Origin of the sequence: Curvibacter lanceolatus ATCC 14669 (genome assembly GCF_000381265.1) — a bacterium.
GTDB lineage: Bacteria > Pseudomonadota > Gammaproteobacteria > Burkholderiales > Burkholderiaceae_C > Curvibacter > Curvibacter lanceolatus.
In genome coordinates this window covers 26,322-50,171 of the sequence record NZ_KB906271.1, presented here as the reverse complement: position 1 = coordinate 50,171, position 23,850 = coordinate 26,322, and the positions used below count along the sequence as shown (strand labels likewise).

The window sequence follows — 23,850 nt, the reverse complement described above, 5'->3', positions numbered from 1 at the left end:
TATGCTGCCTGGGCCCTCTTACCACGTGCCACCATGCAGCTCACGCACTTCACCGACCTGGGCCTGCGCGTTCTGATGTACCTCACCCATCAGAAGCGCGACACCCCTGCCACCATCACAGAAATCGCCCAGCAGTTCGAGGTGTCACGCCACCACCTGGTCAAGGTGGTGCACTTCATGGGCCAGAACCAATGGCTGGCCACCACCCGGGGCAAGGGGGGCGGGCTGGCCCTGGCCCGGCCATTGCACGAATACCGCCTGGGTGAGGTGATCCAGAGCCTCGAAGGCGTCACCCAGATGATCGATTGCGCCGACCCCCCCTGCGCCCTGGCTGGGCGCTGTCTGCTCAAGGGCATGCTCGACCAGGCCCAGCAGGCTTTCTTTGCCAGCCTCAATCAATACACCCTGGCTGACATGGTGGCCGCACCCACCGGTGAGGCCATCGTGCGCCTGGTGGCGCGCTCGGTGCCGGCCGCGGCCTGATCAAAGATCGCGCGCCCACACCTGGCCCACCAGGTCTTTGCCAAAGCTGTGGTGCTTTTCCTCTTCGATCAACTCAAAGCCGGCGGCCTGGTAGATGCGGCGGGCTGACACCAGGATGTCGTTGGTCCACAGCACCATGCGCCGGTAACCCTGCGCTCGCGCAAAGCGCAGGCATTCATCCACCAGTCTGCGGCCCAGGCCCAGGCCGCGAGCGCTGGCATCCACGTACAGCATGCGCAGCTTGGCGGTGTCATCGTCTTGCTTGACCACGAACACCGAGCCCACCACTTCGCCCTCGCTCTCGGCAATCCAGCAGCGCTCGCGGGTGGCATCGAAGGTCTTCACGTACTGTCCCACGATCTCGGCCAGCAGGCCCTCAAAGGTCCAGTCCCAGCCATATTCGTGCGCGTACAGCTCGGCCTGCTTCTGGATCACGACGCCCAGGTCGCCCGGGCGCGGGTCGCGCAGGATGAAGGCCTTGGGGGCCGCATTCACGTCGCCCAGCAGGCGCCGCACCTGGGCCATGGCGCCCACCAGGCGAGTCTGATCGGCCTCGCTCAGGGGCCGCAGCAGGGCGGCCACCTCGGCGCCCGAGGCCGCTTCCAGCTCGGCAAACACGCGGCGGCCCTCGTCGGTCAGGCGCAAGGCCAGGCGTTTGCCGTGGTCGGGCGACGCCTCCCGCTGCACCAGCCCGCGTTCTTCCAGACTGTTGATGAGTCGGCTCAGGTAGCCCGGGTCCATGCCCAGGTCGCGCCCCAGTTGCGCGGCCGAGGCCGGCGCCTGCGCCGGCGCGTGGGCCATTTCGTACAGCAGGCGCAACTGCGGCAGGCTGTAGTCCGAGTGCAGCACCCGGTCACCCAAGGCCCCCACCAGACGGGTGTGAAAGCGGTTGAACTGACGCACGGCCACGATGCGGTCGGGAAGGATGTTGGGGAGGGTGCTCATGATGGGTGATGCTTAGGGCTTGATCATGTTGCCAAAAGCAACAAATTGAGTCAAGCGCCCCGGCTGGGGCCCACTCATTGTTGGCTGGGCGGGGCGTCGGGCTCGCCATCGGCCCGCGGGGGGGCCGTCAGGGGCAGTCGAAAGCTGAAGCAGGTGCCTTCACCCAAGGTTGAACTCACCTCCACCTGGCCGCCCAGCAGGCCTGAAACCAGTCCAAAGACGATGCTCAGGCCCAGCCCGGAGCCGCCCTGGCCCAGGCGTGTGGTGAAGAAGGGGTCAAAGATCCGGGCCAGGTTCTCCGGCGCCACACCGGCGCCATCGTCGCGCACCTTGAGCAACACCTCGGTGCCTTCCTGCCGGGCCCACAGGGTCAGCAGGCCGCCGCGCTCGCCAAAGGCATGGATCAGGGCGTTCTCGTACAAATTGCCCACGATCTGGCTGATGGCGCCGGGGTGGCTCTCCATGCGGATGCCGTCCGGTATGTCGATGGCGTAGCGGGACGGGCCATGTTTGTGCACCACCGAGATCGTGGTCAGCGTCTCGCTGACCAGCTCTTTCAGATCAAAGCTGCGCCGGCGCAGGCTGGTCTGATCCACCGCCATCTGCTTGAAATCCTGCACCAGTTCGGCCGCACGGTTCAGGCTGCCCAGGGCGATGCCGATGCCTTCGTCCAGATGGCCCACAAACTGATCCAGCTGGGCGCGTGTCAGGCCCTTGGCCAGCGTGCCCTTGAATGCGCGGCTCTGGTCGGCCATGGTGCTCAGCACCAGCACGCCGTTGCCGATCGGGGTGTTGAGCTCGTGGGCCACCCCGGCCACCAGGGCCCCCAGCGAGGCCAGCTTCTCGGTCTGGATCAGCCGCTCTTGCGTTTGGCGCAGGTGGTCCATGGCCCCTTGCAATTCAGCATGGGCCTGGCGCACTTCTGCGGTGCGGGTGTTGACCCGTTCTTCCAGTTTCTCGACCGAATGGGCCAGCGAGGCCCGCATGAAATCGAGCTGCTGGGCCAACCCCCCGAATTCGTCAGGGCGCAGCACCGGCAAGGCGGTCTGCAGGTCACCGGCCGAAATCCCTGCTGCACTGCTGCCCAGGCGCGACAGCGGGCGCAACACCCGCCGGTGCAGCCACAGCCCGATCAGCAGCGACGAGGCCACCAACTGGCAGCCCACCACCCCGGCCAGCACCCAGGCCGAGTTCCAGGCCTCCTCCTGGGCCGAGGTCGTGGCATACGACAGGCTGACCTCTCCCAGGCGTTCACCGTCCTTGTCGATCGTGCGGTTGACCTCGATGCGGCTGCCTTTGGCCGGGTTGGGGTGCTGGAACGACAGCAAAAGCTCGCCATCGGCATCGCGCACCTCGACCGACACGATCGAGGGGTCGGCCACCACCGCCCTCACCAGAGGCCAGCCCGTGTCGATGGCCACGTTCCACAAAGGCAGCACCAGGCCGGCCTTGAGCAGATCGGCAAACTGCTCGGCCCGGGCCCGGGCATTCACCTCGACCGCCTTTTGCAGGTTCAGGCTCAGCAGGATCAAGGTGGCCGCAGCCGCTGGGATCAGCAGGGCCAACAACAACACCACGAACAGGGGCCGACGCAGGCTTTTGCGGGGCGCGGCGGCAGGGGCCTGGGCCGGATCCAGTGTTTGGCGTACGGTCATGGCGACGATGGCCGGATCGGCGTGCGCAGACGCGTCCGCACCAGTCGGTGCGTATCCGGTACCAGAGCCTGTGGTGGAGACATCGGCAAATTGTTGCCCCCCGGCCCAGTGCGGTCAATCGGTGTTGCCAGGGGCTGCCTGCGTCGGGATGATTTTGATCAAACAGGCCGGCCTTGGCGTTTGCCCCTGCTTGTCAAATGGGGCGCCGCGGCGTTGAATGGCAAGGCCATCGGATGCCGTGTTCCACGGTAGGGGCTCTTGCAGATCCTGTCAGCCAGTCAGCAACACCCGATCCAGCCATGAACCTTGTCGCTTCTTCTTTGGCATTGCTGCTCATGCTCGGTGGCATGGGCAAAGCCTTGGCCGCCGGTTTCCTGCTGCGTGTGGCCGTGCAAGAGGGCTCCGCCCCCAAATACCTGGTGGGCCCGCCCGGCAAAGGGGGGGCTTCGGTCGGCGGGCTGTGCCCCGATATCCTGCGCGCCATTGAAGGCGTCGACCCCGAAATCCGCTTCGAGATCGACCCCACCCCCACCCCCCTGCGCCGCATCGAGAAATCCCTCGACGAAGGCCGCCTCGATGTGCTCTGTGCCTTGCTCGAAACCCCCAGGCGCCACCAGATCGCGCACCGCCTCGCCACGCCGGTGTACTCTGTGCGCGAGCGCCTGGTGGCCCTGCGTGACGATGCCAGCAGCCCCAAGGGCTTCGATGAGCTGGCCCGCAGCGGCGGCCTTGTGGCCACCCAGGCCGGGGCCAGCTATGCCGACAAGCTGCGCGAGCATGGCGTGGCGGTGGATGAGACCGACACGGTGGTCGCGCTGCGCAACATCGTGCGGCGCCGGGTGCGCTACTACTATGGCAACGAACTCACCTGCGTCTACTACATCAAGGCCGGGCACATGAGCGCCGAACTGGGCCTGGTGCCAGGGGTGATGGGCGAAACGCCCAGCCACTTCTGGGCCGGCAAGCACCTGGAACCTGCCCTGGTCAAGAGGCTGGACGCAGCCTTGTTCAAGCTCAAGCGCAATGGGTCCCTGGAGCGCATCTACAACCGCTACGCCGAGATGCGTTGAGGGGGCTTGCTTCGACAAGGGAGACCACACATGGAGCACAGTCAGACCCCGCCGGCACCCGGCCCTCGGCACGGCTTTCTCCTCTTCAGCAGGGGCATGCTGCTGCATGCGCTGGCGCTGGCCTTGCTGGCCGCCCCGGTCTTGCTCGCACCCGCCCAGGCGGCCTGCACCCGCCTGCGCATCGGGGCCGACCCGGCCTACCCACCCTTGCACTGGTACGACGGCCACCAGATGCAAGGCGCCAGCGTCGACATTGCCAGGCGCGTGCTCGATGAGCTGCACATCCCCTACGAAGTCCGCTACCAGGGGCCATTCACCCGCATCATGAAGCTGGCCGAGCGCGGCGAAATCGACATGGTCGCCACGCTCAAGAAAACCCCCGAACGCGAGCAGTTCCTGCTGTTTCCCAAGACCGCGGCCTTGTCCAACCCGGTGGCCGTTTTCCAGTCCCGCGAACGCGCCTTCGCCTTTCAGGCCCGGCAAGACCTGATCGGTCACCGCGGCGGCATCACCCGCGGCAACCGCTTCGGTGCCGATGTGGACGACTTTGCCAAGGCATCGCTCGACATCGAGGAGGCCGACACGCCAGAAAGCAATTTCAACAAGCTCAAGGTCGGGCGCATTGACTACTTTCTGACCGGCTACTTTGTGGGCATGGCCTATCTCCTCAAGCGCAGCGATGAGGCCAGTTTCGTGGTCCCCTCCACCTACCTGGCCGACACCCCCAACTACCTCGCGCTCACGCTCAAGGGGGCTTGCGCCGACAAGCTCGAGGCCATCGACGCCAAACTGCTCCAGCTCAAAAAAAGCGGCGTGCTCGACGAGATCATCAAGGCCAACCTGGCGCGCTGGCGCACCAGCTCACTGGCTCGCGAGGCGCCCTGAGCCGGTGGCCCTAGGCCACGGATTGCAGCGTGCCCGCCAGCGCCAGTGGCTCGAACACGTCCAGCGGCACCGGTCGGCTGAACAGATAACCCTGGTAGGCATGGCAGCCGATCTGTTGCAGAAAGCGCTGCTGCGCCAGCGTTTCCACGCCTTCTGCAATCACCGGCAGATCCAGGCTCTGGGCCAGGGTGACGATGGTCTTGGCAATGGCCGCATCGTGCGCGTCGTCAAGCATGTCACGCACAAAAGATTGGTCGATCTTGAGCTGGTTCAGGGGCAGTCGCTTCAGGTAGGTCAGCGATGAGTAGCCGGTGCCGAAATCATCCAGCGAAAAACCGATGCCATGCCCCTGCAGCGTTTGCATGGTGGCGATGATCTCGTCCACGTCATGCACCAGCAGGCTTTCGGTCAGCTCCAGCTTCAGCCGGCGCGGGTCGGCCCCCGTGTGCTGCACCACTTCCAGCACCATGGCCACAAAGCCGGGGTCGCGAAACTGCTTGGCGCTCATGTTCACCGCCAGGCTCAGTTGCCCCAGGCCAGGCCGGCCGGCCCAGCAGGCCAACTGCTCGCAGGCAGCCTGCAGCACCCAGCGCCCCAGCGGCACGATCAGCCCGCTGTCCTCGGCCAGACCGATGAAGTCGCCCGGCGGCACCAGCCCGCGTTCGGGGTGCTGCCAGCGCACCAGCACTTCGGCGCTCAGCAACTCGCTGGCGCTGTTCACCTGGGGCTGGAAATGCAGCACAAACTGCTGTTGTTGCAAGGCCCGGCGCAGGTCGTCCTCGATTTCTGCGCGGTGTTTCACCACCGCTTCCATGGCCGGGTCAAAAAAGCGCACGGCCTGGCGCCCCGCATCCTTGGCGCGGTACATGGCCAGGTCGGCCTGTTTCATCAGCTCGTCCATCGAGGTGCCCTGGCCCAGAAACAGCGTGGCTCCCAGGCTGGCACTGCTGTGGTGCACGAAGCCCCTCAAGGTGTAGGCCCGTGTCAGCGATCTCAGCAGGCGCTCGGCAATCGCCTCGGTGGCGCTGGCCGCGTCGCGTGCGGTCTCGCCCAGGCCGCCCAGCACCATCACAAACTCATCGCCGCCGATGCGGGCCACCGTGTCATCGGGGTGCACCCCTTGCCGCAGGCGGTCGGCCACCTGTTGCAGCAGCAGGTCACCCATGTCGTGGCCCTTGGTGTCGTTCAGCGTCTTGAAGTGGTCCAGGTCGATGAACAGCAAGGCCGCGTACTGGCCGGTGCGTTGGCTGATGGCCTGCGTCTGGCGCAGCCGGTCCAGCAGCAGCACCCGGTTGGGCAGGCCGGTGAGCTGGTCGAAGAACGCCAGGTTGTTGATCTGCGCGGCCGAGCGCCGGTGCTCGGTGTCGGCGGCCAGCAACTGGCGCTGCGTTTCGGCCAGCCAGCCCAGCACGCTGTGCTGCAGGGCCGGCTCCACAGGGATGGGCTCGTCAAAATCTCCCCGTCCCAGGCGTTCGATCTGGCGGTGGATGTCCTCCAGTTTGCCGCCCAGCGTGTGGCGCAGGGCCCGGTAGGTCTGCCACAGCGTGAAGCCCAGCAGCAGGCCCACGCCCGCGAACACCCAACGCACCAGCACCGCAAAGTGCGCGGCCTCCCGCACGGCTTGCGTGGTGCGCAACTCCACCATCTCCTGAAACTCGGCAATCGGCCGCATGATGCGGGCCTTGGCCTCGTGGTAGGCCGCGTCATGCAGCATCGCGATGGCGCGCAAGCGGCGCGCCGCCACATCGCCACCAGACGCTTCAATGAGCACCATCGCTGCCAATTCGGTGCCGGTCAGCGCGTCCGAGTTGGCCTTGGCCTCGGCCAGCTTGGCGAACTCGGCCTGCGTGAAGTGGGCCTGTTCCATCAGGGTCAGCAGGGGCACAGCAGCACCTGCGGCCCGTGGCCGGGGCCCGTCACCCAGAATCAGATCCCAGTAGACATTGCGGTAGTCGAGTGGCCGGGGGCTGTGGCCGTCGCGGATGGCCAGAATCTCCATGTAGTACTTCTGATACACCAGATCGCCCGTCGCCACATAGGTGCGCACCATGCGCGTCAGGTCGTCCGACGATTGCCGCAACTCCGAGGCCAGCCCCAGCGACTCCAGACGCTCTTCGTTGGCCTGGTCGATCGCCTTCTCGGCCTGCACGTAGTACACGAACAGACCCACAAAAAGCAGCGACATCAGCACCGTGATCCACAACGACTGGTGGAGTCGGGTCAGGGCCGGGTGGCCAGTGGCGGCAGAAAGTGGTTTCATGGCGTGGCGGTTACAGAATGTAGCAAGAATGTGACCCGCCACTGAAGACATGGCGCAAGGCCAGGTGCCGCAGTCGTGCAGCGCGCAACAAGGGGTTTTTGCGCGGCATACTCATCTGGCTCGCATTTTGCGTACGGCCTGTACCCTCCCTGCAGGCCCACTCAAGGACTCCGCCCCTCATGCAACGACGTCATCTGCTCACTCTGGCTGCAGCCGCAGCCGCCAGCCAGGCCCCGGCCTTTGCCGACACCCGGCCGCTGCGCCTGGTGGTGCCTTTCCCGCCCGGTGGGGCCACCGACATCACGGGGCGCGCCATCAGCGAGCCGCTGGCGCGGCTGCTGGGGCAGCCCGTGGTGGTCGACAACAAGGGCGGGGCAGGGGGCTCGATCGGCATGGCTGAAGTGGCCCGCGCGGCGCCCGATGGCCTCACCCTGGCCGTGGCCACCGTGTCCACCCACGGTGTCAACCCGGCGGTCTACAAAAAACTGCCCTACGACCCCATCAAAGATTTCGCACCGGTCACCGAACTGGTCAAGGCCCCGGGCGTGCTGGTGGTCAACGCCGGCTTGCCAGTGAAGGACTACGCCGAGTTCCTGCGTTACCTCAAGGCCAATCCCGGCAAGCTTTCGTACGCCACGCCGGGCACCGGCACCATCGGCCACATGTGGGGCGAGCTGTTCAAGAGCGCCACCGGCACCTTCATGCTGCACATCCCCTACCGCGGAGCCGGCCCCGCACTCAACGATGTGGTGGGCGGGCAGGTGATGGTCTACTTCGACCAGGTGGCGGCTTCGCTGCCCCACATCCAGTCGGGCAAGCTGCGTGCGCTGGCGGTGTCGTGGAACAAGCGCCTCGAGGTGCTGCCCAATGTGCCCACCTACGGTGAGTTGGGCCTCAATGTGTGCAACGAACCCTCGTGGTTTGGCCTGGTGGCCCCGGCGGGCACCCCCAAGGCCGCCATTGTTCGCGTGCAAGAGGCCGTGGTGCGGGCCCTCAAAGAGCCTGCGGTGCGCGAGCGCCTGGCCGCCCAGGGCCTGTTTGCCACCGGCACCAGCCCCGAAGAGTTTGGCGCCGAGATCAAGTCCGAGATTGAGAAGATGCAGCGCGTCAGCGCCTACGCCAAGATCACGCTAGACTGAACAAACACCCACGGTGCAGGTTTCAGGGCTGGAGAAGGCTCCAGCCCCCGGAATCCGCCGTGGCACGGGCCCGTTTCTCGCAGACGCGACCGTTCAGTGGCACGTTGTGCCCTCTCATATACTGCGGAATTACCTGCCGCTCCACCATGAACCTCTCCCCAGCCCGGCGCAGTTTGCTTGTTCCCGTCTGCCGTTGGCTGGGGCGGCGTGCCGTGCTGGTCGGTTGGTTGGGCGGTGGGCTGCTGGCCAGTGTTGTGGCGGCCCTGATCGCCTGGGGCGCCTTGCAGGTGCGGGTGCAGACCATCGACCAGGGCCACGCCAAATTGCTGCAGCGCATGCACGCATTGCAAGACAACGTGCGGTTGATGCTGGATGTGCTCAACGCCTCATACAGCCCCGAATGCACGCCCGACAACCTCGGCCTATTGCGGGTGCTGCTGCTCAAGAACCGCGACGTGCGCGAGATCGGCCTGCTCGATGAGCAGGGGCGCCTTTTCTGCAGCACGGTCTCGGGCCTGCTGCCCCAGCCCAGGCCGCACACCACCCAGGGCATCGATGGGTCGGTGGGCCGTTACCTGCTGAACACCCCGCTGCAGCTTTACGCTCCGCAGGCCCCCGCCGACCTGTGCGGCACCGTGATCGAACGTGGGCGCTTCCAGGTGTTGATCGACGACAACCCCACGCACGAGGTGTTCGTCCAATACGCCGACGGCGTGTGGGCCGGCAATGTGCACCAGCGCCGCCGGGCCTATGTGGGTGCGCGTGGCGCCCAGACCGACGCGATGGCCTCGCTGGACACCCCACACGTCAGCTTCGATTGGCCGCAGCGTGTGTGGCGCGTGACCAATTCGGTGCCCGGGGTCAGTCCGATCTCGGTGCAGTCGGTGCTGGGCCTGGGTGATCTGGCCCAGCGCCACCCCTGGATCGGGGCCGGCTATGTGCTGCTGTGCGCCGTGCTCGGCTGGCTGGCCGGGGCGGCCCTGGCCCGGTTGGGGCGTTACCTGAGCTCCATGGAGTTCCTGATCCGCCACCTGTGCCAGCCGGCCAATGTGGTGTGCCACTACCAGCCCATTCTCGAGCTGGCCACCGGGCGCGTGATCGGCTGCGAGGTGCTGGCCCGCCTGCAAGACGGCCAAAGCCTGCTGTACCCCGACCAGTTCATCCCGGCGCTCACCCAGCAGCATCTGGGCTGGCGCTTTGATGCAGCCGTCAGCCGCCATGCCTTGCTTGAGCTGGGCGCAGCCCTGCCGCCGCAGACCCACTTCTCGGTGGCCCTCAATTTCTTTCCGCAGAACCTGCGCCGCGATCTGATCCTGCCGCACCTGACGTCCGCCCTTTACGACAGCGGACGCAGCGACCTGCGCATCGAGCTCGAGGTGACCGAGTACGACTTCTCCAGTGCCCTGGTGCCCGAACTGGCCCGCCTCAAGGCCGACGGTTTTGCCATCTCGATCGACGACTTCGGCACCGGGTACTCCAACCTGGGCATCGTCAAGCGCGTGGCACCCGATTACCTGAAGATCGACAAATCCTTTGTCTTCGAGATGGCCGACGCCACCATCCGCTCCACCCTGATCCCCGAGATCATCGCGATCGCCAAGGCCATCGGCAGCGAAGTGATCGCCGAAGGCATCGAAACCGCAGAGCAGGCCCGGCAACTGTGCGAAATGGGCGCCCGCTACGGGCAGGGCTACCACTTTGCCAAGCCCATGAAGCTCGACGACTTTCTGCTCTACCTGGCGCAACAGCCCGCGCCAGCCTGAGCCGATCAGCGCTGGCTGGCTCCCCGATCTATCCCCGCCTTTTCTGGACAAGCCTGTGGACAAGCCGTGTGCCGTGGCAGGAACAGTGCGTCAAGTGTTTGATTTGCAAAGGCAATTGTTACGCTGCTCAAAAAAGCATCAGCGCTGTTTTGTCTGTTGGGCGCGCTCCCCCAGGCTCAGCACCGCCGCATCCAGCAGCAGCACGGCCAGCAAGGCCCCGCCGGCCAGCGGGAACAGCAGACAGGCCGGCAGCAGCCAGGCCAGCAGGCGCCAGTACCGCGGCGATGTGCCCTCCAGCCGGGGCACGCCCAGGCGCCCGGCCGGCCGGCGCCACCACCACATCAACGGCGCCGCCAGGCACAGCAGTGCCACCACGGCGCACACCAGCAGCAGGCCCCATTGGTTGGCCCAGCCCCACTGCTGCCCCAGGTGCACATTGATGCCCCATTCCATCCAGCGCCCGGCGGCGCCGTAGTCGGGCCAGGCCATGTCCAGCAACACCTCGCCGCTGTAGGCATCGAGGTGCACCACGCGCTGGCGGCTCAGGTCGGCCGGGTACACCGACGCGGTCCACACCCCGTGCGGCCCGTTGGGTGCACTCAGGCTCAGCCCGGGCGCCAGGTTCAGGGCCTGCACCCGGGGCCAGATCTGGGCCAGGCTCAGCATCGGCGGCATCGGGCTTGCCGCTGAGCCCTCTGGCCGTGCAGGGGCTGCTGCCGCACCGTGCCCGGCGTGCTCGCCCCCGGGGGTGGACAGGGGCAGCCGCGCCTGTGTCAGCGACCAGTTGGTGTCTGCCTGGTCGGCCAGGCGCTGGCCCGACATGGGCAGCTGCACCCGCAGCCCGGCTGGGTAGCCCCAGTTGGCGCCGTTGGCCCACTGGTTCACCCAAGCCCCCCACACGCCCGACCAGGGCATGCCGGTGAGCGCCAAAAACAGCAGCACCCCGCCCACCGCCGCCCCGCCCACGGCATGCAGGTCGCGCCAGAACACCCGTTGCCCCGGGTGCCAGCGGCGCAGGCTCCACACGCCTTGCTTGCGGCCCCGTGGCCACCACAGGTACAGGCCGCTCAGCACCAGCAGGCCCGTCCAGCCTGCGGCAATCTCGATCAGGGCCCGGGCCTTCGGCCCCACGATCTTCAGGCTGTGCAGATGCCGCAGCGTCCAGCCCAGCGTGCCGCGTTCGGGCAATTGGCCCAGCACCCGGCCATCGGCCGGGCTCAGGTACACCCACACGCGTTGCCCCGTTGTTGTGAGCAGGTCGATGCGCGCCGAGCGCCCGGGGGCTTCGGGCGGGTTCCAGCGCAGCAGTTGCCCGGGCACCGCCTGTTGCGCTGCCGCCAGCAGCCGCTGCGGCGGCCAGGCCTCGCTGGCCTGGGTTGACGGTGTGGGCACCGTCAGCAGATCGCGGTGCCACCACGTGTCCACCGTGTCGTGAAACAGGTACAGCCCGCCCGTGATCGACAGCAGCAGCACAAACGGCCACACCAGCAGCCCGGCATAGAAATGCCATCGCCACAGCAGCCGGTACAGCCAGCCTGCACGCGGCTCCGCGGCACCTGTCTCAGCCCGGGGCAACGGGGTGGCCGCGCTCATTTGAACTTCCAGGCCAGCGTGGCGTAATAGGCGCGGCCGTCACCCGGCGAATGGCCCCACGAGCCGCTGTCATACCAAACGTACTCATAGGCACGGTTGGCCAGGTTGCGCACCTGCAATTGCAACGTCAGGTCGGGCTGGATGCGCCACTGCGCCGACAGGTTCAGCAGCACGTTGCCGCCAAACTTGCCCAGGGTGTTGCTGCGCTCCACGTAGTAGCTGCCCTGGGCCGTGCCCCAGGCCGAGATCTTCCAGTCGCCGTTGACCTGGTAGTCGGCCCCCAGCGAGGCCACGTAGTGCGGCACGTTCTCGATCTCTTTGCCCAGGGTGGTCGGGGCGCTGGGGTCAGGGGCGGTGATGGTGGCCTGCTGGTGCGAATAGCTCACCCAGCCCGACACCTTGCCCGTGGGCCGCAGGTTCAGCTGCAGGTCGTAGCCCTTGCGCAGCGTGCGGCCGATGTTGCCCTGGCCGCCGGTGTCCACCAGGCCATCCACGCCCAGGGTGCGGGCCACCTCGCCGCTGGCTTTTTGCTCCCAGTAGGCCACGCGCCCGTCCAGCCCTTCGTAGGGCGTGAACTTCAGGCCCAGCTCCCAGCCGTCGTTCAGCGAGGCCGACAGATCGCGCTTTTGCGTGCTGGCGCGGTAGGCGTCGACGCCGGTGCCGATCTGGAAGGTGCGCCCCACGTTGGCATACACGCTGGCCTTCTGCCAGGGCGAGTACACCACGCTCAACTTGGGTTGGGGTACCGTGCCGTAGGCGTTCAGGGGCAGGGTGGTGCCCGCCAGTCGGTCCACCAGATGACCGCTGAAATGGTCCACCCGCAGGGCCGGCACGATCTTCAGCACGGGCACCGGCCGGATCATGGCCTGCACATAGGCGCCCTGGTTGCTGAGCGTGTAGTCCCAGTTGCGGATCTGCGAGGTGCGCACCCGCTCCACCGTGCGGTAGCGCTGGCTCAGGTTGGTCTGGCGCTGGTAGTCCACCCCGCCTTCCAGCACCAGTTCATGCGCCCAGCTCACCTGCGGGCGCCAGGTCAGCGTGCTGATCGCGCCGTCCTGGTTCTCATCCGAGTCGCGCTCTTGCTGCACCCCCGCTTGCGTGAAGCGCACCCAGCGCTGGTTGGTGTAAGTGTTGCGGTACACGCGGGTGCTCCACGACAGGTCGCCCAGTTGCTGGTCATGAAACACGGCCACCTGGTTGGTGTGGCGCGTGCTGCGGTCGGCCGAGGCATAGCTGGGCGACGAGCGCGGTGCGCTGGCCGCAGCGGCGGCGCTCAGGTAGCCCGATTCAAGCGCGTCGTTCTCGAAGTGGCGCACGCTCAGCCCGGTGCGGTAGCGGCCGTCATCGGTGGTGTAAAACCACTTGCCCGCCACGGCCAGCTTGCGGGCGTTGGCGTGGTCGCGCCAGCCGTCCGAATCGCGTGAGGCCAAAAAGTAGTTCTGCGTCCAGTTGGCGGTCTCGATGCCCTTGGCCACCTGCACCTCGCGGGTGTTGAAGCTGCCCAGCGTGGTGTTGATCTGGGTCTCGTTGCCGCCCGTGCGCGTGTTCACATTGGCATTGCCGGCAATGTTGTTCAGGCCATAGCGCGGGTCGTTGGTGCCGCGCACCACCTCGACGCTTTCGATGTTGAGCGGAAACACCGCATCCAGAAACGGCATGCCCCCCGCGTTGTCGTTCGAGGGAATGCCATCGATCAACAGCTTGACCGCATTCACCCGGCCCTCGCCATTGAAGCCACGAAACGAAAAACGCCCGGCATCCGAGCCCTGGCGAAACGGTGTCACCAGCACGCCCGGGGCGCGCTGGAGCAGCTCCCAGCTGTAGTCCACCGAGGTGTCTTGCACCGCGGCGCCGCCCAGCACATCCACCGACGTCAGCACGCTGCGCGCCGTCATTGGGCCCTGGGCCTTGTCGGTGATCTGTACCGTGCCCAGCGTCAGGGTGGATTCGCCGGTGGCCCCGGTGGCGCTGTTCGGGCTGGTCTGGGCCCAGGCGTTCAGGCCAGGGCTCGCACCCAGGGCCAGCAAGACGGCGAGCGCCACCGGGTGGCGCAGGTTTCTGTGTTCAAGAGGAGTCATTTCAAAGCGTTCGCAACAATGCTGCCGCCCATGCTCCAAGGCATGGCCGGCGCAAGACCTGCCGCCGCACAGGCCAGCGCCTTCGGCAAGCAGATCACCCAACAAGACAGCCCCCAGCGCGGCGCAGGCCGCGGCCTTGGGGCAAGAATGAAAACGGGGAGGGGCCCGCAGGGCGCAACAGGGTGTCAAGCCCTGTGCGCCCGGCTCAGGCGTGGGCCGGTGGGCCGCGGGGCGGCAGCGGTGCACCAGCCACCACCGCCAGGTGCGCCACCACGGTGGGCTGCAACTGGGGGGCCAGCGGCGATTCAAACGGCGCAAACACGCTGGCAAACATCAAGGGCACGTCCAGCGCCAGGCACAGCGGGCAGTCCAGCGCGTGGCCACTTTGATTGGCCTGGCCGGTGGCTTGATCGTCGGCATCGGGGCTGCTGGCCAGCAGCTTCATGCCACCATTGGCCGAGCACACCAGCGTCAGCGCCTCGGGCTTGACCAAGGGCGAGGCCACCGCTGCCCCGAAGGCCAGCACAAACCACACCAGTGCCAGGTGGGTCAGTGATCGGGTGGAGCGCAGCCATTGCATGGCCCAAAGTTTAAAGGCAGCTTGGCGTGGCGAAATCAAGAACCTTGTCAGGGCCCCTGGGCAGGGTATCCAGGCATGCGAGACAATCCAGCCATGACTGCAGACCTGATCCGTACCCTGGAGGGCACCAGCGCACTGGTGCTCGATTCGCCCCACAGCGGCACTTTCTACCCGGACGACTTTCAGTACGCCGTGCCTCTGCCCCTGCTGCGGCAGGCCGAAGACACCCATGTCGAAAAGCTGTACGACTTCGCGCCCGCCCTGGGCGTGGCCTGGGTCGAGGCTCTGTTTCCGCGCAGCTACCTCGATGCCAACCGCGACACCACCGAGATCGACACCACCCTGTTCGACACCCCCTGGCCCGGCCCCGTGGCCACCGACCCCAAGGTGCTCAGCAAGGTGCGCCTGGGCAAGGGCCTGATCTGGCGCAGCACCGATGGCGGCCTGCCCATCTACCAGCGCCGCCTGAGCGTGGGCGAGGTGCAAGACCGCATCGAGCGCTGCTGGGTGCCCTACCACGCGGCCGTGGCCCAGGCCATCGATGCCGCCCATGCGCGGCACGGCTACAGCGTGCACATCAATTGCCACTCGATGCCCGCCGTGGCCTCCAGCCACGCCACCGAGTTCCCGGGCGAGGCCCACGCCGATTTTGTGGTGGGCAACCGCGACCACAGCACCAGCAGCCCCGCGCTGGCCGAACTGATCTGCGAGCACCTGCGCGCCCTGGGCTACAGCGTGGCACTGAACCACCCCTACAAGGGTGTGGAACTGGTGCGCCGCTACAGCCACCCGGCCAGCCAGCGCCACAGCGTGCAGCTTGAAATCAACCGCAAGCTCTACATGGACGAAACCACCCTGGCCCCGAACGAGGGCTTTGCCCCGTTGCGCGAACACCTGCAAGGCCTGGTGCAGCGCCTGCTGACGGTCGACCCCCGGGCCCTGTGATGGACCAGGTCGACTGCGTCGTCATTGGCGCCGGTGTGGTGGGCCTGGCCGTGGCCCGTGCCCTGGCGCTGCAGGGGCGCGAGGTGCTGGTGCTCGAAAGCGCCGAAGCCTTTGGCACCGGCACCAGCGCGCGCAACAGCGAGGTCATCCACGCCGGCATCTACTATCCGCAGGGCTCGCTCAAGGCGCGCCTGTGCGTGCGTGGGCGCGAGCTGCTGTACGCCTATTGCCAGCAGCGCGGCATTGCCCACCAGCGCTGCGGCAAGCTGCTGGTGGCCACCCAGCCCGAGCAGCTGGGCCAGTTGCAAGGCATCGTCGACAAGGCCGCCGCCAATGGCGTCACCGACCTGGCCTGGCTCAGCCGCGATCAGGCCCTGGCCCTGGAGCCGCGCCTGCAATGCCTGGCCGCGCTGCACTCGCCCAGCACCGGCATCGTCGACAGCCACGGCCTGATGCTGGCCCTGCTGGGCGATCTGGAAAACGCCGGTGGCGCCCTGGCCGTGCAGTCGGCCCTGCACAGCGCGCAAGTCACGCCCGAGGGGCTGGTGCTGCACGCGGCCGACAGCAGCAGCCCCACCACCCTGTGTGCGCGCAGCGTGGTCAACGCCGCTGGCCTGGCCGCCCCCGATCTGGCGCGCCGCTTCGAAGGCCTGAACCCAGCCCACGTGCCCCAGGCCTACTACGCCAAGGGCAACTACTTCACCCTGGCCGGGCGCGCCCCCTTCAGCCGCCTGATCTACCCCGTGCCCCAGGCCGCCGGCCTGGGCGTGCACCTCACGCTCGACCTGGGCGGCCAGGCCAAGTTCGGCCCCGATGTGCAGTGGGTCGATTCGCCCGACGACCTGGTGGTCGACCCCGCCCGGGGCGAGGCCTTCTACGCCGAAGTGCGCCAGTACTGGCCCGAGCTGCCCGATGGCGCCCTGCAAGCTGGCTATGCCGGCATCCGGCCCAAGATCGCGCCCCCGGGCCACCCCGCGCCCGATTTCGTGATCCAGGGCCCCACGGTTCATGGCGTGCCCGGCCTGGTCAACCTGTTCGGCATCGAGTCGCCCGGCCTGACCAGCTCGCTGGCCATTGCGGAGCACGTGGCCGCCTTGCTGGCCTGAACCGGCTGGCGGGTCTGGCCCGGGCAAGCCGGGCCCCCCAGAGCGCAGCGCGTAAGATGCTGCGCTTTCTCTCCTTGCCTTGGCTTTTGTTTTGTCCTTCCCCGATCCGCACGACCCCACCTCTGAGCCCTCCGACGCATCTGACGCCTCCGACGACACCCTGGTGGTGAAAGAGCCCCGCCTGTGGGCCGACAACGGCTGGACCGCCCGCGTCATCAAGAACGAAGACGACGACGGCTGGGCTGTCGCCATGTACAAGGGTCGCGAGCCCGAACCCGCCCTGGTGGGGCCCTGGACCATGGGGCGCGACAAGAAAAACCCCAAGCCGCTCGACACCAACGCCTTCAACACCCTGGTCAAGACCGCCAGCGAGGTGCTGCGCCGCCACGAACAGCAGCTGCGCGCCCAACTGCACAAGAACGTGGACCTGACCCTGGGCGATGCCCGCTGGCACGTCACCCTCGACATCGTGCCCGACGAGTTCGAGCCCTACGCCACCCTGGCCGCCTACGCCCACCCCGATCTGCCCCCCTACAGCGAGCCCGTGGCCCAGCGCCGCGTGCGGCCCGACTTCAAGCTCAACCAGCGCAGCGCCAGCGCATGGGTCGAGAACGATTTCGGGTCGGTGCCGGGGGGCTGAATCCTTGCGGCCTGGGCCATGTTATAAATTTGTGACAAGGCGTGTCATGGTTTGAGCGGGCTGGTTTCAGGCCCGGCCACGGCAGCCGGCGGCACATCTCTGCACACCTCGGCGCACCTTTGTGATCCGCGCCCGAACAACAACAAAGATCGAACATGGACTTGATGTCAAAAGAGTGGCTGGATGCTTTTTGGTCCATCAGCGAGCTGCGCGCCAACCTCGTCATCTTCTGCAACATCTTCGGGGCGCTGCTTTTGGGCCTGCTCGTGGGTTACGAGCGCTCCTACCACGGCCGTGCCGCGGGCATGCGCACCTACGGCATGGTGTGCATGGCCTCGGCGGCCCTCACCGTGTTTGTGGGCTACCCCGAGTACTGGTTTGCCGGCCATGGCCAGCATGCGGCCAGCATCGACCCCACGCGGGTGGTGCAGGGCATCGTCACCGGCATCGGCTTTCTGGGCGCGGGCGTCATCATGAAAGAAGGGCTCAACATCAGCGGGCTCACCACGGCGGCATCAATCTGGGCCTCGTCGGCCATCGGGGTGCTGGTGGGCATCGGCTTTTATGGGGCGGCCATCTCGCTCACGTTGCTGTCGTCCAGCCTGATGCTCTGGGGCGCCACCCTGGAGGCGCGGCTGCCCTCGCGGCATGCCATCGGCGTCAACCTGCATTTTGCGGCGGGCCGCCAGGCCAGCCAGGCCCAGGTGGCCCAGCTGCTGCTGCAAAGCGGCTACGAGCTGGCCGAAAAATCCATTGCCATCGGCGTTCGCGATCAGCAGTTCGAATGGAATTTCGTGGCGGTGGCCATCAACCGCGACGCTGGGGCTTCTTTGCCCACGCTGGCCAACGCCCTTCAGGCCCACGCCGACATCGAGCGCTTTCAGCTTTCGCACGCCCGCAACTGAGCACGCTCGGCGCCGCCAGCTGCGCGACGGTCGCGGCACCCACAAAGCGTCGCTGATCTTGCACTTCCCCACATCCGCGGGGAGGCCGGGCCGTCCAGCGCCAGGCACGGCCCTTTGGCACTCAAACTGACCAGATCACGCGCTTGCTCGCGCGCTCCGCAGGCTGGCTAGGAGTCTGGGCGGGTGGCCGTGCAGAGTCAACGGTTTCAGGCGAACAGGCCGCGGGCAATGCGCGGTCAAGGTGCAGCCCGCTGGGGCGCCGACACAGGCCAAGCCTTGCCAATAATGCCTGCGGTTTTGTCTCACCCCCCAGCGCAAAGGGCCCCCTGATGTCCCTGGTTCTGCTTCAGCAAGGCTGCACCCACCCCGGCGTGGTGGCACTGCGAGCCACCCTGCACCAGGCCCTGGGCCCGGCTGCCGCTCCCTATGCCGGCCTGGCCACCGGGGGAGAGTTGTTCGATGCCACCCTGGGCGGCGCGCTGCGCTGCTGGCAGGCCGGGCGCGGGCTGGTGGCCGATGGCCTGGTGGGCCCGCGCAACCTGCATGCGCTGGGCCTGGAGCCACCCGATCAGCCCCGGCTTGAGGTCGAACTTCAGGCCACCGCAGCGCAGGCCTTGTTTCCGGGTGCCAAGGCCGCGGCTGTGTCCTGCTTTCTGCCCTATGTGCTGGCGGCCCTGCGGGCCACCGGCTTGTGCTCGCGCACCCTGGTGCTGGCCGCGCTGGGCACCATCCGGGCCGAGACTGCGGGCTTTGTGCCCATTTCTGAGTTTCCGTCCAAGTACAACACCGCCCCGGGCGGTGCACCCTTTGGCCTGTACGACGGGCGCCTGGGCAACCGGCGCGGCGAGGGCGCCCTGTTCAAGGGCCGGGGCTTTGTGCAGCTCACGGGCCGCAGCAACTACGACAGCTACGGCCGCGAGCTGGAGCTTGACCTGCTGGCCCACCCCGATCTGGCCAACGCCCCCGAGGTGGCGGCCTTGTTGCTGGCGCTGTTTCTGCGGCGCCATCGCACGACCCTGGAGCAGGCCCTGGCCCGGGGTGACTACGCCGCCGCCCGGCGTCTGGTCAACGGCGGCACCCATGGGCTGGACCGCTTCAGCAGCGTCTTTGCCTTGGCCCAGGCCAGTGATCTGGGGGCTGGGCAGGGCGGCCCCACAGCGGTGGCTGGTGTTCATGCTGCGGGCATCGCGCCAGCACCTGCACCCGCCGCCTCGGCCCACCACCACCACGCCCGGCGCCGCCTCAATGCCCGCCCCGACACCCCCGACCTCAACGACCGCCCCTACACCCCGCCCCCCGTCAACCTGCTGGCCCAGTGGCCCGCCCAGGCCGAGGTGCAGCGCATGCTGCCCGTGTACGCCCAGGCCGGCCTGATCCTGAACCAGGGCCGCGAGGGCGCCTGCACCGGCTTTGGCCTGGCCAGCGTGGTCAACTACCTGCGCTGGGTGCAGGCCGGCTGCCCCGCGCAGTTTGAGTCGGTCAGCCCCCGCATGCTCTACAACATGGCCCGCCGCTACGACGAAAACAGCGGCGACACCAACCAGGGCGCCAGCTGCCGCAGCGCCATCACCGGCTGGTTCAACCATGGCGTGTGCCTCGACGCGCAGTGGCCCTACCAGGCACTTGACCAGGGCTCGCCCCATTTTGGCTATGCCCAGCAGGCCCAGCAGCACACCCTGGGCGTGTTCTACCGGGTGCAGATCAGCGCCATCACCGACCTGCAGGCGGCCATCCAGACCGTGGGCGCGGTGTATGCGTCGTGCTTTGTGCACGAGGGCTGGGCCCGGCTCGCCGCCGTCACGCAACTGCCCCAGGGCCACCACGACCTGCCCGTGATCGCCTTTGACGGCGTGGTGCGCCGCGACGCCGGCCATGCCTTGGCCCTGGTGGGCTTCAACGAACGCGGTTTTGTGTTGCAAAACTCCTGGGGTGCAGAGTGGGGCGCCCATGGCTTTGCCGTGATCAGCTACGAAGACTGGCTGGCCCATGGCATGGACGCCTGGGTGGTGGCGCTGGGTGTGCCCGGCCTGGTGGCCGGGGGCGCCGCGGCCCTGCACCGGCCCCACCACGCTGCCGATGGCCGACCGGGGCAGGGCGCCGGCACACCGGGCAACACCCCCTGGAACAGCGCCCAACTGGCTGAGCACGCCCTGCTGGTGGGCAACGACGGCCGCATGAGCCGCTACCTCACCCCCGACGAGCGCAGCCGCAGCCTCGCCTACCAGGCCACCGTGCTGCCCGACCGCTGGTTTCGCGCCCAGCCCGCCGACAGCCCCAAACGCCTGCTGATCTACGTGCACGGCGGCCTCAACAGCGAGGCCGATGGCCTCAAGCGCTGCAAGGCCCTGGGCCAGGTGTTCGAGCGCAACGGCTGCTACCCCCTGTTCGTGGTCTGGAAAACCGGCCTGCTCGAAAGCCTGGGCGATCTGTTCAGCCAATGGCGCCAACGCCAGCCCGCCGCCACGGGCTGGGGCCAGGCCGTGCTGGCCCAGACCGATGCCCTGATCGAATCCACCGTGGGCCGCCCCCTGGCACGCCCCATCTGGTCAGAGATCAAAGAAAACGCCCAGCTCGCCTGGCAAGGCCACCGCGCCGGCGACCAACTGGTGCACGCCCTGGCCGACCTGATCCAGCTCTGGGGCGATCAACTGCAGATCCACCTGGTGGGCCACTCGGCCGGCAGCCTGTGGCTGGGCCACCTCATCACGGCTTTGCAAGCCACCCGTGCCGCCACCGGCCGCCCCGCACTCGACGCCGTGCCCAGCGTGCACCTGTACGCCCCGGCCTGCACCGTGGCCTTTGCCAATCAGCACTATGCCGGCACCGACATCCTGCCGCGCACCCACATCGCCCTGTTGAGCGACCCCCTTGAGCGGGCCGACAACACCGCCCTGGTGTACCGCAAATCACTGCTGTACCTGGTGTCGAATGCCCTGGAGGCCGATCGCCGCACCCCCATCCTGGGCCTGCAGCGCGTGTTCGACACCGCACAAGACGAACACGCCTGGGACGGCGCCGCCGCCACCGGCGAAACCCTGCGCGCCTGGCACCGCGCCGTGGCCGATAGCCAACTGGCCAGCCGCCTGCAGGTGCTGCACGACGACAAGGTGCTCACCGCCTTGCCCGACGTGAGGCAGCCCGCCAGCCATGGCTGTTTTGACAACGACATTCCGTTGCTGACCAGCACGCTGCAGACGATTTGTGGGGGCACCTTGGTGCATCGGATTCGGGATTTGAGGGGGTATTGAGGCAGGCTTGCCTTGGAGCCTTGCCATGCAGTGCTTGTCGCTGCGCTCTGTTCGTTCTGCTGGTGGTTTCAGGTCGGAGGCCGGGATTGCGCCCCGGCGGGCGCCTCACTTTTTTTGCTTCGCCAAAAAAAGTAAGCAAAAAAAGGCGACCCGACGTGCACGCCCTGCTGCGCAGGGTGCGCTGCGCTGCTCAACTTGGGCGGGGTCTCGCTAAACTCGCTGCGCTCAAACAGACGCGAGCCCTTAATCCGCCCAAGTCTGCGCTGCTCGCCGTGCCCGACGGGAGGTGGGGAGCGGGAACCGACGGCTGCTGCTGCGCAGCGGCGCCGTGTTGTTTCAATCAGAAGGCGCGGCTGCTTCGCAGCGCGGTGGGGCGTGGGCGCTCTGCCCGACACATCACACAGCTGCCCACCAGCGCTGCTGGATGCCCCGGCGTTGCTGATTTCGTCAGTGCTCTCGCAAGCTCGCCCGCACCCGATCCCGCTTGCCCCGTGGGGCAGGGCCGAGCAGCGGAGTGACAGGTGGATCAGGGCTCGCGTCTGTCTGAGCGCAGCGAGTTTAGCGAGACCCCACCTGGCGCGAGCAGCGCAGGGAACCACGAAGTGGCCCTGACTTCGGGTCGCCTTTCTTTGCTTACTTTCTTTGGCGAAGCAAAGAAAGTGAGGCGGCCGCCGGGCCGCAACCCCGGCCTCCGCCCTCAAACGAAGAACAGAACCACCAGAGCGAAGCGGCAGCAAAGCTCCTTCGCAAGCTCGCCCGATCCCGATCCCGCTTGCCCCGTGGGGCAGGGCCGAGCAGCGGAGTGACAGGTGGATCAGGGCTCGCGTCTGTCTGAGCGCAGCGAGTTTAGCGAGACCCCACCTGGCGCGAGCAGCGCAGGGAACCACGAAGTGGCCCTGACTTCGGGTCGCCTTTCTTTGCTTACTTTCTTTGGCGAAGCAAAGAAAGTGAGGCGGCCGCCGGGCCGCAATCCCGGCCTCTGCCCTTCAACCAAAGAGCAGAACGATCAGAGCGAAGCGGCAATCGCAACCCCCCGCAAGCCCGCCCGATCCCGTACCCGCTTGCCCCGTGGGGCAGCGCAGGGAACCACGAAGTGGCCCTGACTTCAGGTCGCCTTTCTTTTGGGTACTTTGCTTTGGCGAAGCAAAGAAAAGTGCCTCGGCCGCCGGGCCGCAATCCCGGCCTCTGCCCTTCAACCAAAGAGCAGAACGATCAGAGCGAAGCGGCAATCGCAACCCCCCGCAAGCCCGCCCGATCCCGATCCCGCCTGCTTCCCCCCCCCGGCTTCATGCCAAGCGTAAGCCACCCCCCCCAACTGCCAGGCCGGCACATGCCTCTCATGCTCAAAAAAACCGCCTCGTCAGCCCTTCTTCGGGCCCTGTTTTCGATTGCCACGTCGCCACCGCTCAGAAACGTAAATTCTTTACATTTGCGTGCAATATTGCGCGCAAAGAGAACTTTTATTGACGTGTTCGCAACTAGGTTCTAAAATATATAAATGATAATAAGACGCATCACAACAATCATCAGTGATCTTGAGAGCTTGTTTTGTGCATTGAAAGTCATTTATGGATGACATCTCACTGGGGAAGCCCAAGCCACCGTCAAATTTGATTTCTGGGCCCGGGTCGGGTGCCGGTCGCAGCACGGGCGCCGTGGCCAAGGTGGTGCAGCGGCTTCCTGGAGGGGGGCCTCTGATGCATTTCTTTTCGCGCTTCACCCGCCGCGCCGCACCGCCAGCACCGGTGGGTGCCGACCGCGGCACTCATCTGCACACCACTGACAGCGAATTTCCACCCTCCGGGCCTTTCATTGCGGGCGATGTGCCCGAGTCGGAGAAAGAAGTCGCCGAGCGCCTGCTCAAGTACGTCCGCACCCGAAGAAACGCCTATGACGGCTGGATTCTTTTTGACCAACTGGGCCAGGCCACCAAAGTCAATCGGATGTTTTTTTCTCTGTTCGGCCTGAAAGAAGAAGACGTTCGCGGGTGCTCGCCAGAGGAGGTGCTGGCCACCATCAGCCTTGCCTGCGATCTGCAGGGCGATTTTCCGCAGATCAGCTATCTGTCGATGGGCATATTCAACAAACCGACACAGAATAAAAACTACAGTTGTGTTTTTAAAATCAGCATTCCTGAAAAGCGCTTGATGCAAGTGATTCGGTGTGAATTGGGCTCAGTCAAATATGGCAGCCTGCTGCTTTTTAGTGATGTCAGTCATTTGCCCATTGTTGATGTGATGATGGCTCAATCCATTCCGGGGTTGAATGACTTTCAAAAACTATCGCCCGACATTCATCGCCCTGAAGCCAATTCAATGATTCCCGACCTGATCAAAAATAACCAGGCCGTGAGTCGCAAGCACGCTGCGGGCCCCCTGGCGGCCGAGGGGAAGGGGTCATGAGCCGCCAGAATCAAACATCGCTTTTTATCGAATCAGCCTCTTCAAAAAAATGATCACCCCCTGGGCTCGGTGTGCTTCTGTGCACGCCATGCCAGCCTTGAAAGGCCGTGGAACAAGCAAAGTCAATATTCTTCAATTTCCAATCAACGTGAA

At 66.5% G+C, this 23,850-nt stretch carries 17 protein-coding genes; 11 read left to right on the top strand and 6 right to left on the bottom strand.

What is annotated here, in order from left to right:
* Positions 1-33 precede the first annotated feature (33 nt).
* Positions 34-483 carry an RrF2 family transcriptional regulator gene (locus F624_RS0124530; protein ID WP_019577025.1) on the top strand — a complete coding sequence of 150 codons (450 nt, stop codon included), beginning with the start codon at positions 34-36 and terminating at the stop codon, positions 481-483.
* Here F624_RS0124530 and F624_RS0124525 read toward each other — a convergent pair whose 3' ends face one another.
* Positions 484-1,428, bottom strand: a complete 945-nt coding sequence (locus tag F624_RS0124525; protein ID WP_019577024.1) for a bifunctional helix-turn-helix transcriptional regulator/GNAT family N-acetyltransferase — start codon at positions 1,426-1,428, stop codon at positions 484-486.
* A 74-nt stretch (positions 1,429-1,502) separates the two neighbouring features.
* Positions 1,503-3,083 carry a sensor histidine kinase gene (locus F624_RS0124520; protein WP_019577023.1) on the bottom strand — a complete coding sequence of 527 codons (1,581 nt, stop codon included), beginning with the start codon at positions 3,081-3,083 and terminating at the stop codon, positions 1,503-1,505.
* A 299-nt stretch (positions 3,084-3,382) separates the two neighbouring features.
* Here F624_RS0124520 and F624_RS0124515 point away from each other — a divergent pair, with 299 nt between their 5' ends.
* Positions 3,383-4,153 (top strand): substrate-binding periplasmic protein, encoded by a 771-nt coding sequence (locus F624_RS0124515; RefSeq protein ID WP_169426693.1) that lies wholly within the window; start codon positions 3,383-3,385, stop codon positions 4,151-4,153.
* Between the two features lie 96 nt (positions 4,154-4,249).
* Positions 4,250-5,038 (top strand): substrate-binding periplasmic protein, encoded by a 789-nt coding sequence (locus F624_RS0124510; RefSeq protein WP_019577021.1) that lies wholly within the window; start codon positions 4,250-4,252, stop codon positions 5,036-5,038.
* A gap of 10 nt (positions 5,039-5,048) precedes the next feature.
* Here F624_RS0124510 and F624_RS36410 read toward each other — a convergent pair whose 3' ends face one another.
* The gene (locus tag F624_RS36410) at positions 5,049-7,298 is read right to left on the bottom strand and encodes an EAL domain-containing protein (RefSeq protein WP_019577020.1); all 2,250 of its coding nucleotides are present in this window, start codon (positions 7,296-7,298) and stop codon (positions 5,049-5,051) included.
* Positions 7,299-7,477: 179 nt separating this feature from the next.
* On the opposite strand from F624_RS36410, the gene F624_RS0124500 reads away from it, so the two are divergent.
* Positions 7,478-8,437 (top strand): tripartite tricarboxylate transporter substrate binding protein BugE, encoded by a 960-nt coding sequence (locus F624_RS0124500; RefSeq protein ID WP_019577019.1) that lies wholly within the window; start codon positions 7,478-7,480, stop codon positions 8,435-8,437.
* 146 nt (positions 8,438-8,583) lie between these two features.
* Complete coding sequence (locus F624_RS33650) at positions 8,584-10,200, top strand: EAL domain-containing protein (protein ID WP_084679645.1); 1,617 nt, start codon at positions 8,584-8,586, stop codon at positions 10,198-10,200.
* Between the two features lie 138 nt (positions 10,201-10,338).
* Here the strand turns inward: F624_RS33650 and F624_RS0124490 are convergent, their stop codons facing one another.
* From F624_RS0124490 to F624_RS0124480, 3 genes are all read right to left on the bottom strand, one after another.
* Positions 10,339-11,793, bottom strand: a complete 1,455-nt coding sequence (locus F624_RS0124490) for a PepSY-associated TM helix domain-containing protein (RefSeq protein ID WP_019577017.1) — start codon at positions 11,791-11,793, stop codon at positions 10,339-10,341.
* A complete protein-coding gene (locus tag F624_RS0124485; protein WP_031256160.1) occupies positions 11,790-13,871 on the bottom strand; it encodes a TonB-dependent receptor in 2,082 nt (693 codons plus the stop codon). Before F624_RS0124485 ends, F624_RS0124490 begins: the two co-directional genes overlap by 4 nt.
* A 205-nt stretch (positions 13,872-14,076) precedes the next feature.
* Positions 14,077-14,451, bottom strand: coding sequence for a DUF2946 family protein (locus tag F624_RS0124480; protein WP_019577015.1), 375 nt, complete (start codon positions 14,449-14,451; stop codon positions 14,077-14,079).
* 93 nt (positions 14,452-14,544) lie between these two features.
* Between F624_RS0124480 and F624_RS0124475 the strand changes: the two genes are divergently transcribed.
* The 6 genes from F624_RS0124475 to F624_RS0124450 all read left to right on the top strand — a co-directional run bounded on the left by F624_RS0124475 (position 14,545) and on the right by F624_RS0124450 (position 23,697).
* Entirely contained in the window at positions 14,545-15,396 is an 852-nt protein-coding gene (locus tag F624_RS0124475) for an N-formylglutamate amidohydrolase (protein WP_019577014.1), read from the top strand.
* Entirely contained in the window at positions 15,396-16,502 is a 1,107-nt protein-coding gene (locus F624_RS0124470; protein ID WP_019577013.1) for an NAD(P)/FAD-dependent oxidoreductase, read from the top strand. The genes F624_RS0124475 and F624_RS0124470 overlap by 1 nt, the downstream gene beginning before the upstream one ends.
* A 91-nt stretch (positions 16,503-16,593) precedes the next feature.
* Positions 16,594-17,142 (top strand): hypothetical protein, encoded by a 549-nt coding sequence (locus F624_RS0124465; protein ID WP_019577012.1) that lies wholly within the window; start codon positions 16,594-16,596, stop codon positions 17,140-17,142.
* Positions 17,143-17,297: 155 nt separating this feature from the next.
* Complete coding sequence (locus tag F624_RS0124460) at positions 17,298-18,047, top strand: MgtC/SapB family protein (protein ID WP_019577011.1); 750 nt, start codon at positions 17,298-17,300, stop codon at positions 18,045-18,047.
* Between the two features lie 329 nt (positions 18,048-18,376).
* A complete protein-coding gene (locus F624_RS0124455; protein ID WP_019577010.1) occupies positions 18,377-21,295 on the top strand; it encodes a C1 family peptidase in 2,919 nt (972 codons plus the stop codon).
* A 1,568-nt stretch (positions 21,296-22,863) separates the two neighbouring features.
* Positions 22,864-23,697, top strand: a complete 834-nt coding sequence (locus tag F624_RS0124450; protein ID WP_031256153.1) for a PAS domain S-box protein — start codon at positions 22,864-22,866, stop codon at positions 23,695-23,697.
* Positions 23,698-23,850: the final 153 nt, after the last annotated feature.